We start from the raw sequence: 13,752 nt of genomic DNA on the forward strand, positions 1-13,752 counted from the left end.
CTGGTCAGGCCATCGCGGGCACGGCGGCGGAGCACCGGAAGGTGGTCTCCTTGCCGGTCTCGTCCTCGGTGGTGTGCCAGCCGGGCGAGTACGGGTCGCAGTCCGGGCAGCCGACCGGGGCGGTGCGCTGCTTGGGCAGGGTGCGGCGCTGAGCCGGGGCCCCGTCCGCCTGCGCCGTGGTCGCGCCGACCAGGTTGGCCCAGGTCGGCTTCTCGGCGGCCATCCACTCGGCCAGCTCGATCAGCCACTCCGGTTGGAACCGCTCGCTGGCCACCAGGCCGGCAGCCGACTCGCGGAACTGCTGCTCGGCGGCCGCGCCCTTGGAGTGCCGCCCATTGCCGGCCACCATCCGCGCAGTCATCCAGGCCATGAACAGCGCCTGCACTGCCTGGCCCTGCTCCCACGTCAGCTCGACACCGAGGTCCAACATCTCCGCCGGCTTCGCCGGGGCAACCGGAACGGGCGGGGCGGTGGGCTCGTCGTTGGGCGCAGCCTCGGTCTCTCTCTCGTCCGTCACGACCCCGGCCGGGGCCCCCGGTGCCGCTTCGGCACGAGGGGCGGAAGAGAGAGATGTTTCGTCTAGTTCTACTTCGTCTAGTTCAACCCCCATCCATGGGGGTACGGGACCCCCATTTTTGGGGGTACGTACCCCCGTTTTTGGGGGTACGGGGAAGGGCGGTCGAAGGCGCTTCGGCGGACCGAAACGGCGCGAGCTCGGGTGTGACGAACGGGCGCAGCGGCGGCTCGGCCTTCTTCGCCTTCCGCGCTGCAACCCGCTCCGCTGCGACCCGCTCGCATTCGACCTTGAGCGCGGCGCGTACGGCGTCCAGCCACGCGTCGAACTCGGCCTCCCGGCGCTTCGCCGCCTCCTGGGTCTCGTCCTTGGGGGCTCGGTTGGCGGCGTACCAGATGGCCATCGACTGCGGTCCCCGGTAACTGGCCGGCGGGGTCTGGTGCACGACGTACTTGTTCCGCCGGACCAGACCGAGCTTGGACCGGAACACCTCGACCGCGCCGATGATCTCCAGCTGGAGCATGTACCTGGCGACCTGCTCCGGCTTCTTCAGCTGAAGGATCCGCGCCAGTGTCCGCAGGCCCGGCCAGACCTCGTTGTCGTCGCGGGTGACACTGATGTGCGCAGAGAGCCCCCAGTACAGGGCCAGCGCCTCCGGGCACACACCGGACAGGAGGACCCAGTCGCCGACCTGTGTGAAGGGGGCGCGCCGCCCGAGCGCGATTTCGAGGCTCTCGTCAAGCGCCGCCGGGTCGTCCAGAAAGGCGCTCATCGGGTCACCGCCGGCACGGCCTGGCGGTGCGGGGCGGAGATGGCGGCCTTGCTCGGCGCGCCGGTGATGTCGAACACGCTGCGATCGGTGTTCGGGTCGTGCTGTGCCACTGCGAGGGCTCCCAGAGGGTAGGCGGGGGCAGTGGTTGGGCAGCCAGCGGCCGGAGCACACGTGATCACTTCGGATGAACAGCTGGCCGGGTGCTGTGGTCTCAGCTCCGGGGGGTCTGGCATCCTTGGCGGTGAGGCGCGGGGGCACTGCGCTCTTCACGTGTGTTCTGGACCGGCTGGTTACCCAACCACCAGTTGTCGGACATCGCCGCTCGCCGGGCTTCCCGGCCCACGAGCGGGCTACTGCAGTACCGAGAAGGTCGACCTGTTCCCGCAGGTCGGCCTTCGTCGTTTTACGGGCCCATCAGTTGCTGCTCCCATTCAGTCACTGCGGAGACGGGGATGCGGATACCACGGTTGGTTCGGCCCGTGCGTATGACACGCGGGCCGGTGCCTTCGCTGATCCAGCGGTAGACAGTCCCGGGGGTTACGGCGCAGCGTGCGGCCAGCTCGGCCACCGTCACCCATCCCGCCCCGGTCACGTCTCCCTCGATTCCTGCTGATCTCTGCTGCATGACGACATTAGTGGCACACGCCTGTGGATAAGGTCTCGGGCTGCGCGCAGACGGGCAGTCAGCGCGAGCGGTAAGACGCCACCACCCGCGCGGTCTCGCGAGCTTCGTCCAGGAGTCCCCGACGGTCGCTCTCCTCCTCGTGGATCGGCGGCAGCGACAGAACCGACGCGACGCCCTCCATGGCGATGACGAGCCGACTCCTGGTGGTCCGAGCCGGAGTGAGGGCCATACGGATCGACTCAGCGGTGAATGAGGTCAGCTCCGTCAGGGCCTGAGCCGCCGTTATCTCCCCTGGTGAAGGGGCCCACTGCCCCGTCACCAGGTCCAAGCGAAGGGCCTCCAGCCGCTCGGCATAGGTAATCACTGGTTAGTCGCCTCCGTTGCCTCGGCCGAGCTGGTGTAGTCGTAGGAGAGGGTGTGGCGTGCGGGCAGGCAGGACTCGCCGTATTCCACGAGCCGGGTTTCCCCGTTGACCTCCGTGTTCCAGAGCCACGTCAGCGCCTGGGTGGCGGCGCCGACCGGGATCCCGAGCGCGGACCCCTCGCGGGCGTCAGCGCCACGCGCGTGCATGAAGTCGCGGCCGTGGGTGACCGGGCCGACGGCTTGCTCGACCTGCGCCAGGCGCGGGCCGATCTTGCTGGACTCCCTGGCCAAGAGGTCCGGCACCTGCTCGGCGAGGTCGCCGTTGTGCCAGGTGACGGTCAGGGCCCGCAGCGACTTGTCCTCGATCGTGATGAACTCGCGGCGGATCACTGTGGCTCCGTGGTCGATGCCGAACAGCTCGGCCACGTAGGTCGGCGCGGTGACCACTTCGGCTGCGGTCACTCGGTGGTGCTCGTTGACGCCGTCGAGCGTCCCGGTCCGCCGGTAGCGGTCCAGCCGGTCGCGGGGCGATGTTGCCTTGGCGCCCTGGCCGGCGACGAAGGAGCCCCTGGGCGAGGTGTAGATGAGGCCCTCGACCTGCAGCTGCCCGATGGCCTTCGCCGCGGTGGCGCGGGCGACTCCCCACTCACGCTCAATGGTGGCGACTGTGGGCAGCTGTGCCCCCTCCGGGAGTGTCCCGTCCTGGATCTGTCGCCGGAAATGGTCGGTGACCTGCATGAATGCTGGCACCGGCCGTTCGATGCGGGGACTCATCTGGTGCCCTTCCTGTGCTGTGAACTCTCGAGTAATGCCGTCAGCGTACTAGAACGCGAACGATTTGGCTTTATCGCCACGCGAGTGGGCTAGAACACGAAGAGTTCGGCGCGTGCACTTGCCAAGCGTTCTAGACCGCCTCTATGTTCGTCTCACAGCACAGCCCGCAAGGGTTGGGCCGGAAACCCTCTTCGGAGGGGGCTTATTCGTCGTGCCCGGAAACGGGCACGGCCCCGGGCTATCGCCAGCGTCTCGTCCACGCCGGCACCCGGGGCCGCTCACGGACCACCACTTCTAGGAGCTGATCCGCGTGTCCATCCTGCCCTCTTCCGCCCCGAAGCACCGCACCCCCGGCGCCGGCCGCTCGTTCGGCGCGATCATCGCGGCCGAGACGCTCGCCGACGCCCAGGCCTGGATCGACCAGGTCGGTGGCGGCGCCCGTTCCCACCGCCTGGCCCTGCTCGCCGACATGCTGCTCGCCGCGAACCCGGAGTCCGCCCCGGTCGAGTCCGAGGACACCGACCCGGACGAGGCGGCCGAGCTGGCGGTCGAGACCGTGATCCAGCGGCTGACCGACGAGAAGCGCCGCGCCGAGCGCGAGGCCGAGCTGGCGGCGTGGACGCCGGCCGAGGCCGCGGCCGTCGAGCGGTGGTCCCCGTTCCGCTCCGGCCCGCGTTACGTCACCCGCTCCGGCCGGTACGGCAACGGCGAGCTGGCCTCGGCCGGGACGGCGGTGCGGTCGTGAAGAACCTCCGCCTCCCCCGCCAGGTCAGCCCGCTGACCGCCCGCCGCCTGCACCTGCTCCTCGGCCTGGCCGGGATGCTGTGGATGCTCGGCGTCACCCTCCCGGTGCCGGTCCGCCTGGTCCTGGTCCCCGTCGTCGCCGCCCTGCTCTACCTGCAGGGCGCCGCCGAGGCCGACACCCCGGTCGTCACCACCGTCCGCACCCCGCGCACCACCGGCCCGGCCGGAGGTGCCCGGTGAGCGCCCACGACCTGACCACCACCCTCGGCGTCCTGGCCTGCGTCCGCCCGCTCGCGGCGGTGCTGGAGGCCGGCGCCCAGGCCACCACCGAGCTGCGGATCACCGCCGTCGCCACCGGCATCTACATCGAGGTGCTGCCGCAGGTCGGCGACGAGACCGACCGGCTGATGCAGGTCGACCGGATCGCGGCCGAGCTCGGCATCACGCCGCAGCTGGTCGAGATCGGCGGCCGGCACTACTGGCAGGCCGAGACCGACCCGGAGACGGACGGCACCGCGATCCAGGTGTTCGCGCTGCTGGCCCCGGTCCCGGACGGGGGCCCGAGGTGACCCGCCGCCAGCGGGCGCTGCTGATCGCCGAGGAGGCGATGGTGCGCCTGCACGGGGAGCCGCGCTTCTGGAAGGACGGCGACCTGCGCGACCGGCGGGCCCTGATCCGCCGCGTCGACGCCGAGCTCGCCGTGATCGAGACCATCACCCGCACCATCGCGGCCCCGGCCGCGTCCGGCTCGGAGAGGAAGGCCAGCTGATGACGACCACGATGCCGCCGCCGCAGATGAACGGCTTCACCCGGACCGACGCCCGCGCCGTGTCCAAGGCCGCCGCCGCCGAGGCGAAGGCCCGCGCCGACGCGATGGCCGCCGAGGCCGTCGCCAAGGCCGGCCAGGCCTCGCACCAGGCGGTGCTCAACAGCCTGGAGGCGGAGGAGGCCCGCGCCAAGGCCGAGATCGCCCGCGCCCGGGCCGCCGCCCAGATCGGGCAGATCCAGGACGGCGTGAAGGAGAAGAAGACCAAGGCGCGCCGGGAGGCGTGGGCGCGGCGCCGCCAGGCGCTGGCCGGGCAGGGCCCGCTGATCGTCGCCTCGGTGCTGGTCGCCGCTCTGGTCGTGATCAGCGTGTACTTCGCGTGGGACGGCCAGGCGGCCGGCTTCCGCGCCAAGATGGGCGGCGCGGCGAACCTGGTGCCGATGGTCACCGAGGGCGTCACCTGGACCATGGCGGCGCTCGCCTTCTACGCCCACATCAAGGGCCGGCCGACGCTGAAGTACCGGCTGGTGACCGCGCTCGCCGCGGTCGTCGCGGCGGCGCTGAACTACCAGCACCACGCGGCGGAGGGCACCGGCGAGGTCTACGCCATCGCCTCGCTGTCCGGCGTGTTCGTCTGGGAGCTGTTCCTGAGCCTGCTGATGAAGGCGAAGGAAGGCCGGCCGATGGCGGAGGTCCGCGCGGACCTCGCCCGTACCCTCGCCCACCCCGTCATCGCGCTCGCCGCCTGGCGGATCCGGGCCATCGCCCACGGTGCTATGTCGGCTGACGCCGCGTGGGCCGAGGCCTGGGACCAGTACCACGCGCCGACCCTCGGCGTGACGGCCCGCCGCGAGCGGCGCCGGCGCAGGAACCGGGCCCGGCTGCAGGACGCGATGCTCGCCGACAGCGGCCTGGTCGAGCTCGCCGACGACGCCGACACAAACGTCACCGACGACGAGGGCGTGACGGAACTCAGCGTCTACACCGACGAGAGCGCCGCCGAGGCCCGACAGTCGGCGCTGTGGCTGCCCGGCCTGGACGGCTGGGTCGCCCCGACCGCCATCCCGACGGCCAACCCCGACGTGCACGCACCGAAACCGCAGGTCAGCAAGCCGATCCCCCCGGTTTCCAGCGGCCCCGAGAAGGGCCCTGAGCGGGCCCCTGCCCGTCGGCAGTCGCCGATTGCCCGCGCGCAGGCCCGGCACACCGCGAAGAAGGCGCAGAAGGACGCCGACGCCCTCGCTGCCAAGCGGGCCAAGGCGCGCGCCGACATCGCCGCTCTCCTCAACCGCGGCCAGAAGCCGTCCCCGGCGGCGATCGGCAAGGCCTACGACCTGACCGACGACTGGGGCGCCAAGCAGATCAAGGCGGTCCAGGCCGACCCGACGACGTACGGGGTGAAGGCGGCATGAGCCACGCCCGACACCTCGACCCGACGGGCGAGCGGTACGGCATGCCGACCTGGCCGTACCGGATGGCCCCCGACGGCTACGCCACCCGCCGCCAGCTCCGCAAGCAGGGACTGCGGCCGGGCGGCCAGCCGGTGGCCGGCCAACTGCTGTGGAAGTCGCGCAAGGCCCGCCGCGTCGGCGGCACCCGCGCGGCCTGGCTCTACCGCGTCGACCTCGCCCTGCCGGTGCGCCCGATGACCCCGGGCAAGGCCGCCGGCCTGGAGGCCGCGATGCGCAAGCGCCGCACCTGCCCGGACTGCGGCCAGGTCAAGGACTACTGCATCCCGCGCTCGCTCGGCGCCTGCGTCGAGTGCGCCGACGGCCCCGCCGCCTACGCGGCCTGACGTTCAGCGCCACCCCGTTCTTCCCCCGCACCGGCGGGGCCGGTCCCGCCTGCCAGCAAAGCCCGGCCCCGCCGCACTCCCCAAGGAGCACACCCAGCATGACCGAGATCCTGGAAGGCCACGTCCTCCCCTCCACCGACCCCGACCTGCTTCGGCACGCCGCCGAGCTCGTCGTCACCACCCAGTTCGGCTCCCCGAGCATGGTCCAGCGCAAGCTGCGCCTGGGCTGGGCGCAGGTCCAGGACCTGTTCGCCCAGCTGGAGGCCGCCGGCATCCTCGGCCCCGCCGACGGCGGCCGGGCCCGCGACGTCCTGTTCGGCACCGACCGGCTCGCCGAGGTCCTGGCCGCCCTCGCGTCGTCGGACACCGCCGACGCGAACGTGCTGCCCTTCCCCGGCCCGCGCATCGACATGACCAAGCCCGCCGCCGCCCCGGCCGACGACGAGGACCAGGACGACGACACCGACGGCGACGAGGACGACGAGGTCCTCGAGGGCGAGGTCTACCTCTCCGACGAGCTGGTGCTGGAGGACGACCCCGAGGGCGACGCCCCGTGGATCAACCCCATGCTGCTCACCAAGGAGGGCCGCCGCGCCCGCCGTCAGTACCTGCAGCGCCGCGGCCGCCGCAAGCTCCGCCGCTGGGTGCGGCGCCAGACCACGGTGCGCGGCGTCGTCCCCTCCGCGTGGCGTGGCGGCCGACGCATCCAGGGCTGGGTCGTCGGCACCGAGGGCGCCACCGCCCGGGCGGTCGAGCAGCAGGCCAAGATGCTCGCCTCCGCCGCGTCGAAGGCGACCCGGCAGGCGCAGTTCGCGCTGCGCCAGCGGGACGAGAAGAAGAAGGCCGCCGACAAGGCCGGCCAGGACGCGCGGCTCGCCCTCGTCCAGGCCACCGCGATGAAGAAGGCCGCGCACAAGAAGATCGGCATGCGGGCCGTCCTCGCCGTCGGCCCGTTCGCCGCCGCCGACCTGACCGCGTACGGGTACGAGGGCGGGCTCGGCCTGGCCGCGGCCGCGCTGGTGAACATCGCCGTCCTGGCCTACGGCGGCCGCACCCCGAACCTGGACGCCGAGGCCCTGGAGGCGCTCGAGCGCGAGGAGCTCGGCATGCCCGAGAAGTTCGAGCTCGGCATGACGGTCCGCCACTTCGAGCAGATGCTCCACCAGGCGCTGACCGAGGACCTCGGCATCGCCATCCAGTCCCTGCGGATCAAGCCGCAGGCCTGGGGCTTCGAGGTCGACGTCACCTTCCACCGGCAGACCCCCGCCAAGCTCTCCGAGGGCCTGGACAAGCTGGAGGCCTGCCTGCCGGGCGTGCGCACCAACTCGATCCTTCTGCAGCAGTCCGCGCGGGCCCGCAACGAGGCGGTCCTGCGGATCCCCGGCGACAACCCGTGGCAGGCCGTGCCGCAGCTGCCGTACCGGGCCCCGGGCTCGGTGACCACCGCCGACCTGCACACCGCGCAGATCGGCGCCGACATGTCCGGCCGGCCGCTGGCCCTGCCGGGCAAGCGGACCTCGGTCGGCGTGATCGGCAAGCCGCGCTCGGGGAAGTCGACGCTGATCCGCGCCTCGGTCGACGCGCTGACCGCGTGCGAGGACCGGATCGTGGTCGGCATCGACCTCGGCTCCTACGGCGCCGGATTCGGGCCCTACACCAAGAACCTGCACGCGCTGGGCCGCACCGTGGGTGAGGCGCGCCGGATTCTTGAATGGGCGCTGGCGATCGGCGAAAACCGTCCGAAGCTGTTCAACAAGCTCGGAATGGGCCTGAACTGGGAGTCCTCCAAGAAGCGCCCGGGAATCACCGTCATCATCGACGAATTCCCGGCGCTGGTGACCAAGGCCAAGCTGGAGGCGCAGGTCGTCCAGGCGGCGCGCAAGGGACAGGACGCCGAGGACCTGGAGCCGTTCCTGCGGCTGGACGAACTCGCGCAGCAGATCCACCTCACCTCCGCGAAGTCGGACGTGGTCCTGGTGGTCGGCTCGCAGGGGGTCACCAAGGACCGCGTCGGGCCGAACACCTGGCTGAGCGAATTGCCGGCGCAGCTGATGTGCGCGTGCGACGTGGACGACATCAAGCTGATCGCGGGCGGCGGGGCGATGGCGCAGGGCTGGCGGCCGGACCGGCTGCTCCCGGCGATGGGCGACCACGTCAACGACGCCGGGGTGGCGTACGTGATGGCTGGCGGCGCCTACACCGAGCCGATCCCCTACCGGGCCTGCATCCTCTCCGACGAGGAGTCGGACCGCCGGGCGACGGAGCGGCTGAAGGCCGGCCTTCCCCAGCTGGACGCCGAGTCGGCCGCGTTCGCCAGCGACGACCTGGCCGACCTCGCCGGGCACCTCGCCGACGAGTACGACCAGGACGAGGACGAGGCCTCGGTGCCCGCGCTGATCGAGCTGTGCCGCGAGGCGTTCGAGATGGCGGGCGACCCGACCGGCCTGACCGCCGGCGACCTGGCCGAGCACCTGGGCACGCTCGACCCCGCCTGGGAGCTGGAGGCGTTCGCGGACGCGGACACCCGGGTGACCGCGCTGCGCGCCGCGATCAAGGCGGTGCTCGACCCGCGCGGCGAGGAGTGGAAGACCGACTCCTTCCGGCCCGCGCCGGGGGCGAAGACGGTCAAGGGCTGGAAGCTCGCCGACCTCAAGAAGATCACCGGCGAGGCCTGAGCGGGCCCGATCAGGCCCGGAACGGGGGAGGAACCCGCAGGTCAGCGGGGTGTGGGCCGTCCGGAACAGGGCGGAACACACCCCGCCGGCCCGGAACGGGTTCCGGGTCCCGAGGACCTGTTCCTCCCCTGTTCCTCCCCTCTGACCTGCGCGTTTGCGGCTGTTCCCGCCCTGTTCCCGCCCGAAAGATCACGAAAGGTCCGATTGTGTACCGCGAGTGGCCGACCCACCCCGACCCGATCAACGCGCGCCACCGCGTCCGCTGCGAGCGCCCGTTCCGCTACCTGGAGGAGGACGAGGAGATCGTCCTCGGCCCGTTCTCCAACCCGATGGAGCGGTGGGCCGTGCGGACGCTCTCCTGCCCGGTCTGCCTCGCCGAGGAAGGCCTCGACCTGACCCTGATCGAGTCCGCCGACCCCGAGGTGATGGCCCGCTGCCCCGACCGCCACGAATGGTCCGAACCGCGGCTGGACCGCCAGCACTTCATCGGCTACAGCCGCTTCCGGTACCTGGCGGACCCGGACACCGAGTGGGCCTGGCTCACGGAGGCCGGCTACGGCGAAGAGCCGGCGCCGCCGGTCGACTACTGGGCCGAGGGCCGCGAAGCCACCGTCTACCTCACCAAGTACTTCGCCAAGCGCGCCAAGCGGAAGATCAAGGCCCAGACCACCGGCCGCCTCAAGAAGGCCGTGCGCACCGGCCGCAAACGGGCAGGGCAGGCCGTCTCGGACCGCGCGGCCGCGCTGCGCGCCCGCATCGTCGGCGAGGACGACGTCCTCGAGGACGAGCCCCTGGGCGAGGACCTGCCCGAGGCCGACGACGGCCAGGAGCACGTCGACGTCCCGCCGTACGCCGCCTACCGCGACGCGCTCGACATTCCCGCCCCGAAGCGGGGGCCGCGCTGCCTGGTCTGCGAGGACAGCGGCCGCATCACCGCCCCCGGCGTCGACATCCCCTGCACCGAGTGCACCACCACCCGCCCGAAGAAGACCCGCACCCGACCGAACGGAGCGCCCGCCGATGCTGCTCGCCGCCGCTGACCAGCAGCTCCACCTGTCCGTCCCGATCGTCCTGGACGCCGTCGTCGCCGCGATGGTCTGGCGCAAGCGCCTGGCCTGGTGGCAGGCCGCCATCTGCGTCGCCGCCGGCATCGCTACCGCCGACTCCTCCCTCGGCGGTCCCGCCCGCTCCCTGATGGCCACCATCTTCGGCTGGGTCGGCGGCCTGCACTTCTGACGTGACCTCATCCCGCAGGAAGGACCACCACCGCCATGATCCGCGCCACCCGCGAGCTCCACCGCCCCGAGCGCCGCCGCTACGTCGACACCGCCCGCGCCACCAGCGTGGACGGCCTGATCGACAACATCGCCGTCGAACGCGCCCTGAACGGCGAAGCGGTCGACGGCCTGACCGAGGCGGAGCAGCAGCTCGCCGCCCGCCTCCTGCACTCCACCCACACCCCGGTCGCGGTCATCGCCCGCCGGATCGGCGTCGGCGAGAGCCGGGTGAAGACCTGGCTGGGCCTCAAGAAGAAGCCCGCCGGCGCCCGCTGCGCCGCCGCCCCCGGCCGGGGGTGACCGCCCCTGACCTCGAAGGAGTCGCCGCCTTGGGCGTGCGCTACCTGATATCCGAGCCCGACGAGCCGACCTGGTGGGAGAAGAACAAGCCGGTCGTCTACGCGGTCGTCGGACTCGCCGCCGGCTTCTGGCTGGCCTCCGCCGGCGGCCACGGCGACAGCGCCCCGGCCGACCCGGGCCCCTCGCCCGCGGCGAGCATCACCGCCCCGCCGTCGGGCCGCTGACCAGCCAAGACGCAAAAAGGCCAATGAAATGTTGGCCAACACTAGACAGGCCAACGAAAAGTTGGCATTCTGAGTGTGCGGGGCCGGACCGGCCCCGCACCCCGAACCGGGAGAACCCGACATGACCACTCGCACCCTGCACGCCGAGCGCACCGGCCCCGTCACCCTCGACCTGGACCTGCCCGCCGGCAGCATCACCGTCCGCGCCGAGGCCGGCCGCGAGCGCGCCGCCCTGACCATCCGCACCGCCGACGAGACGGGCTCCTCGGCCGACGCGGTCACCGACGCCGTCCTGCGCTGGGAGGAGCGCGGCGCCCTGGTCGCCCAGGTGAAGAACACCGGAGCGGCGGGCTTCACCTCCGTGGTCCAGGGCAACCGCGGCACCACCGTCATCCAGTCCTTCGACAGCGTCTCCTTCGGCGGCTCCGTCATCGGCATGGTCGGCGGCACCATCCACGGCGACCTGATCCTCGGCGGCGGCAAGACCATCGTGAACGGCCAGGTCATCTCCCACGGCGGAGCGGGCACCACCGTCCACATCGGCGGCTCGCCGATCGAGATCATCGCCACCGTCCCCGAGGGCAGCACGGTCATCGCCCGCACCCGCTCGGCCGACGTCACCGCCGACGGCTCCCTCACCGCAGTCAACGCCCGCACCCAGTCCGGCGACATCCGCCTCGACACGGTGGAGCGGCCCGTGGTCGAGACCCAGTCCGGCGACGTCACCATCGAGCGCAGCCAGGACGCCAACATCAAGACCCAGTCCGGCGACATCCGCCTCGGCCGCACCGACGTCGTCCAGGCGAACACCCAGTCCGGCGACATCCGCGTCACCGACTTCGGCGGCACCGCCCTGCTGAACACCATGAGCGGCGACCTCACCGTCCACGCCACCGCCGGCGGTGACCTGACCGCCCGCACCATGTCCGGCGACGTCGCGGTCACCGCCACCGAGGCCGCGCTCACCGAGGACCTCGACGTCCAGGCGAACAGCATGTCCGGCCGCGTCCGCACCCCCCAGCGCCGGGCCGCCGGCAGCGGCGTGCGCCGCCGCCGCGACTGACTTCGCCCCGGGACGGCCGCCCAGCCGGCAAGCATCGTCGGCCGTCCCGGGCCACCCGACCCGCTCCAAGAGGAGCAGGGGGGAGATCCCATCGTCCCTGATCCGAACAGGAGCCTGCACATGAGCACCGAGAACACCGAGCCCACCGTCGACAAGGCCGCCGCCAGGCAGGCCGCCAAGGAGCGCCTGGCCGCGGCCCTCAAGAAGCGCGACGAGGACAAGGCCGCCGCCGAGACCGCCTTCTGGCGCGCCGTCGACCACGAGATCAGCTCCGGCGCCCTGCGCCAGGTCGACGCCACCGAGGCGACCGGCTTCTCCCGCGAGTACATCCGCAAGCAGATCAAGAACCTGCCCACCGAGTAGGAAGGACACAGCAGGTGGACCTCACCCCGTACGAAGGCGAGTCCTGGACCAACAAGCCCGGCAAGGACATGACCGAGGAGGACCTGATCCGGGCCGCCGAGGCCCACGACGAGCAGGGCGAGGCCCGGCACGCCGAGATCTACATGAACATCCGGATCCGCCGGTTCATGGACCCGACCTGGGACCCGGACGGCATCTACGGCACCGAGGAACCGCCCGCCTGCTGACGGCCCGCCGTGCCGCACCGACTCCCCGCAGCCAGCGGGGCCCCGGTGCGGTGCGGGGGACCGGACAGCCCGGCCCCGCCTGTCACCAGGGGGTTCCGTGAGCACCACCACCCCGCCGGCCCCGGCGGCCGCCAAGAAGACGGCGGCCAAGAAGGCCACCGCGAAGAAGGCCCCGGCGAAGAAGACCACCGCCCCGGCCAAGCCCCCCGCGAAGAAGGCCGCCACCGCGCGGCCCGCGAAGAAGGCGGCCGCGGCGCAGCGCACCAGCGCCAAGCCCGCCGCCAAGAAGAAGACCCAGGCGAAGAAGAAGACCCCGGCCAAGACCATCGGCGCCAAGGCGATGCGCGCGGCCAAGTTCGCCTGGGAGCACCCGGTCCTCGCACTGGTCGGCACCGCCGCCTACGCCGGGACCGTGCTCTACCGGGGAGCCCTGCGCCCCGCCGGCCGGGTCGTCGCCGTCACCGGCCGGGGCGCTGCCGCCGTCGGCTCCTGGGCCTGGGACACCGGCCGGGCGTACGTCATCCGACGCCGCCGCTCGGCCCGGCCGCTCACCACCGGCACGCACGCCAACTGCCGCCGGTGCAAGGGCACCGGGACGCTCCCGCGCCACGACGCCCACGGCCGCTTCCTCGGCTCCATCAGCTGCACGGGCTGACGGATCGCCGTGCCGCACCGACTCCCCGCAGCCAGCGGGGCCCCGGTGCGGCGCGGGGGACCGGACAGACCGGATCACCCGACCCACAGAAACGGAGAGTGCCGCATGGCCGACCACTACGTCCCGGTGCCGATGTCCGGCCACCAGGTCCAGCCGGCCGCCTACTACCCCGCACCCAGCCCGTACGGCACCCAGCTGCCCGGCGTCGTCCAGCAGCCCGGGCAGATGCCGTACTACGCGGCCCCGCCGCAGATCATCGTCATGCAGCAGCCGCAGCAGGCCAGCGAGCTCGGCCCGATCACCCTGCGCCTGGTCCTCGCGGCCGGCGCCGGGGCCGGGGCGGTCGCCGCCCTGGTCCTCCTCGGCCCGATGCTCATCAGCCTGCTGCAGACCCTGGCCATCACCGGCCTGGTCATCGCCGTCATCGCCGTGATGGTGATGCGGAGCTTCAACGAGTACAAGACCGGCCGCGAAGCCGGCCAGGTGGCCAAGGCCAAGGCCGGCGCCGCCCTCGCCAAGCGGCGCTCCCGCCGCTCCGCCCGCGTCTGACGGCCCGCCGTGCCGCACCGACTCCCCGCAGCCATCGGGGCCCCGGTGCGGTGCGGGGGACCGGAC

The 13,752-nt window shown here is 72.5% G+C and carries 21 protein-coding genes; 16 read left to right on the forward strand and 5 right to left on the reverse strand.

Annotated elements, in window-relative coordinates; all coding sequences use genetic code 11:
• Positions 1 to 4: 4 nt before the first annotated feature.
• The 5 genes from ACI1MP_RS38010 to ACI1MP_RS38030 all read right to left on the reverse strand — a co-directional run bounded on the left by ACI1MP_RS38010 (position 5) and on the right by ACI1MP_RS38030 (position 3,048).
• On the reverse strand, positions 5 to 517 hold the full coding sequence (locus ACI1MP_RS38010; protein ID WP_404871072.1) for a hypothetical protein: 513 nt from the start codon (positions 515 to 517) through the stop codon (positions 5 to 7).
• A gap of 82 nt (positions 518 to 599) precedes the next feature.
• A complete protein-coding gene (locus ACI1MP_RS38015) occupies positions 600 to 1,286 on the reverse strand; it encodes a hypothetical protein (protein WP_404871073.1) in 687 nt (228 codons plus the stop codon).
• Between the two features lie 403 nt (positions 1,287 to 1,689).
• Positions 1,690 to 1,911, reverse strand: a complete 222-nt coding sequence (locus ACI1MP_RS38020; RefSeq protein ID WP_404871074.1) for a helix-turn-helix transcriptional regulator — start codon at positions 1,909 to 1,911, stop codon at positions 1,690 to 1,692.
• 58 nt (positions 1,912 to 1,969) lie between these two features.
• Positions 1,970 to 2,275, reverse strand: a complete 306-nt coding sequence (locus tag ACI1MP_RS38025; RefSeq protein ID WP_404871075.1) for a hypothetical protein — start codon at positions 2,273 to 2,275, stop codon at positions 1,970 to 1,972.
• Positions 2,272 to 3,048 carry a GntR family transcriptional regulator gene (locus ACI1MP_RS38030; RefSeq protein WP_404871076.1) on the reverse strand — a complete coding sequence of 259 codons (777 nt, stop codon included), beginning with the start codon at positions 3,046 to 3,048 and terminating at the stop codon, positions 2,272 to 2,274. The genes ACI1MP_RS38025 and ACI1MP_RS38030 overlap by 4 nt, the downstream gene beginning before the upstream one ends.
• Positions 3,049 to 3,358: 310 nt before the next feature.
• Between ACI1MP_RS38030 and ACI1MP_RS38035 the strand changes: the two genes are divergently transcribed.
• From ACI1MP_RS38035 to ACI1MP_RS38110, 16 genes are all read left to right on the forward strand, one after another.
• Positions 3,359 to 3,793 carry a hypothetical protein gene (locus ACI1MP_RS38035; protein ID WP_404871077.1) on the forward strand — a complete coding sequence of 145 codons (435 nt, stop codon included), beginning with the start codon at positions 3,359 to 3,361 and terminating at the stop codon, positions 3,791 to 3,793.
• The gene (locus ACI1MP_RS38040; protein ID WP_404871078.1) at positions 3,790 to 4,032 is read left to right on the forward strand and encodes a hypothetical protein; all 243 of its coding nucleotides are present in this window, start codon (positions 3,790 to 3,792) and stop codon (positions 4,030 to 4,032) included. The genes ACI1MP_RS38035 and ACI1MP_RS38040 overlap by 4 nt, the downstream gene beginning before the upstream one ends.
• On the forward strand, positions 4,029 to 4,361 hold the full coding sequence (locus ACI1MP_RS38045; RefSeq protein WP_404871079.1) for a hypothetical protein: 333 nt from the start codon (positions 4,029 to 4,031) through the stop codon (positions 4,359 to 4,361). Before ACI1MP_RS38040 ends, ACI1MP_RS38045 begins: the two co-directional genes overlap by 4 nt.
• Complete coding sequence (locus tag ACI1MP_RS38050; protein WP_404871080.1) at positions 4,358 to 4,561, forward strand: hypothetical protein; 204 nt, start codon at positions 4,358 to 4,360, stop codon at positions 4,559 to 4,561. Before ACI1MP_RS38045 ends, ACI1MP_RS38050 begins: the two co-directional genes overlap by 4 nt.
• Positions 4,561 to 5,970 carry a DUF2637 domain-containing protein gene (locus ACI1MP_RS38055; RefSeq protein WP_404871081.1) on the forward strand — a complete coding sequence of 470 codons (1,410 nt, stop codon included), beginning with the start codon at positions 4,561 to 4,563 and terminating at the stop codon, positions 5,968 to 5,970. Before ACI1MP_RS38050 ends, ACI1MP_RS38055 begins: the two co-directional genes overlap by 1 nt.
• Positions 5,967 to 6,353, forward strand: coding sequence for an RRQRL motif-containing zinc-binding protein (locus ACI1MP_RS38060; protein WP_404871082.1), 387 nt, complete (start codon positions 5,967 to 5,969; stop codon positions 6,351 to 6,353). The genes ACI1MP_RS38055 and ACI1MP_RS38060 overlap by 4 nt, the downstream gene beginning before the upstream one ends.
• 98 nt (positions 6,354 to 6,451) lie before the next feature.
• Positions 6,452 to 9,028, forward strand: coding sequence for a DNA translocase FtsK (locus tag ACI1MP_RS38065; protein ID WP_404871083.1), 2,577 nt, complete (start codon positions 6,452 to 6,454; stop codon positions 9,026 to 9,028).
• A gap of 206 nt (positions 9,029 to 9,234) precedes the next feature.
• Positions 9,235 to 10,068 (forward strand): hypothetical protein, encoded by an 834-nt coding sequence (locus tag ACI1MP_RS38070; protein WP_404871027.1) that lies wholly within the window; start codon positions 9,235 to 9,237, stop codon positions 10,066 to 10,068.
• On the forward strand, positions 10,049 to 10,264 hold the full coding sequence (locus tag ACI1MP_RS38075) for a hypothetical protein (protein ID WP_404871028.1): 216 nt from the start codon (positions 10,049 to 10,051) through the stop codon (positions 10,262 to 10,264). Before ACI1MP_RS38070 ends, ACI1MP_RS38075 begins: the two co-directional genes overlap by 20 nt.
• 35 nt (positions 10,265 to 10,299) lie before the next feature.
• A complete protein-coding gene (locus ACI1MP_RS38080; protein WP_404871029.1) occupies positions 10,300 to 10,605 on the forward strand; it encodes a hypothetical protein in 306 nt (101 codons plus the stop codon).
• A 29-nt stretch (positions 10,606 to 10,634) separates the two neighbouring features.
• Positions 10,635 to 10,829 (forward strand): hypothetical protein, encoded by a 195-nt coding sequence (locus tag ACI1MP_RS38085; protein WP_404871030.1) that lies wholly within the window; start codon positions 10,635 to 10,637, stop codon positions 10,827 to 10,829.
• 121 nt (positions 10,830 to 10,950) lie between these two features.
• Complete coding sequence (locus tag ACI1MP_RS38090; RefSeq protein WP_404871031.1) at positions 10,951 to 11,892, forward strand: DUF4097 family beta strand repeat-containing protein; 942 nt, start codon at positions 10,951 to 10,953, stop codon at positions 11,890 to 11,892.
• A 120-nt stretch (positions 11,893 to 12,012) separates the two neighbouring features.
• Positions 12,013 to 12,255: a hypothetical protein gene (locus ACI1MP_RS38095; protein WP_404871032.1), complete on the forward strand. Its 243-nt coding sequence runs from the start codon at positions 12,013 to 12,015 to the stop codon at positions 12,253 to 12,255.
• Between the two features lie 14 nt (positions 12,256 to 12,269).
• On the forward strand, positions 12,270 to 12,482 hold the full coding sequence (locus tag ACI1MP_RS38100; protein WP_404871033.1) for a hypothetical protein: 213 nt from the start codon (positions 12,270 to 12,272) through the stop codon (positions 12,480 to 12,482).
• A 97-nt stretch (positions 12,483 to 12,579) separates the two neighbouring features.
• On the forward strand, positions 12,580 to 13,137 hold the full coding sequence (locus ACI1MP_RS38105) for a hypothetical protein (protein WP_404871034.1): 558 nt from the start codon (positions 12,580 to 12,582) through the stop codon (positions 13,135 to 13,137).
• A gap of 105 nt (positions 13,138 to 13,242) precedes the next feature.
• On the forward strand, positions 13,243 to 13,686 hold the full coding sequence (locus ACI1MP_RS38110; RefSeq protein WP_404871035.1) for a DUF6251 family protein: 444 nt from the start codon (positions 13,243 to 13,245) through the stop codon (positions 13,684 to 13,686).
• Positions 13,687 to 13,752 lie beyond the last annotated feature (66 nt).

Source organism: Kitasatospora griseola (genome assembly GCF_044999035.1).
GTDB lineage: Bacteria > Actinomycetota > Actinomycetes > Streptomycetales > Streptomycetaceae > Kitasatospora > Kitasatospora griseola.

Coding starts and splice junctions, on each gene's coding strand:
- ACI1MP_RS38065 (WP_404871083.1), top strand. CDS start 6,452: ATGACCGAGATCCTGGAAGGCCACGTCCTCCCCTCCACCGACCCCGAC.
- ACI1MP_RS38095 (WP_404871032.1), top strand. CDS start 12,013: ATGAGCACCGAGAACACCGAGCCCACCGTCGACAAGGCCGCCGCCAGG.
- ACI1MP_RS38110 (WP_404871035.1), top strand. CDS start 13,243: ATGGCCGACCACTACGTCCCGGTGCCGATGTCCGGCCACCAGGTCCAG.
- ACI1MP_RS38030 (WP_404871076.1), bottom strand. CDS start 3,048: ATGAGTCCCCGCATCGAACGGCCGGTGCCAGCATTCATGCAGGTCACC.
- ACI1MP_RS38060 (WP_404871082.1), top strand. CDS start 5,967: ATGAGCCACGCCCGACACCTCGACCCGACGGGCGAGCGGTACGGCATG.
- ACI1MP_RS38055 (WP_404871081.1), top strand. CDS start 4,561: ATGACGACCACGATGCCGCCGCCGCAGATGAACGGCTTCACCCGGACC.
- ACI1MP_RS38015 (WP_404871073.1), bottom strand. CDS start 1,286: ATGAGCGCCTTTCTGGACGACCCGGCGGCGCTTGACGAGAGCCTCGAA.
- ACI1MP_RS38075 (WP_404871028.1), top strand. CDS start 10,049: ATGCTGCTCGCCGCCGCTGACCAGCAGCTCCACCTGTCCGTCCCGATC.
- ACI1MP_RS38020 (WP_404871074.1), bottom strand. CDS start 1,911: ATGCAGCAGAGATCAGCAGGAATCGAGGGAGACGTGACCGGGGCGGGA.
- ACI1MP_RS38090 (WP_404871031.1), top strand. CDS start 10,951: ATGACCACTCGCACCCTGCACGCCGAGCGCACCGGCCCCGTCACCCTC.
- ACI1MP_RS38080 (WP_404871029.1), top strand. CDS start 10,300: ATGATCCGCGCCACCCGCGAGCTCCACCGCCCCGAGCGCCGCCGCTAC.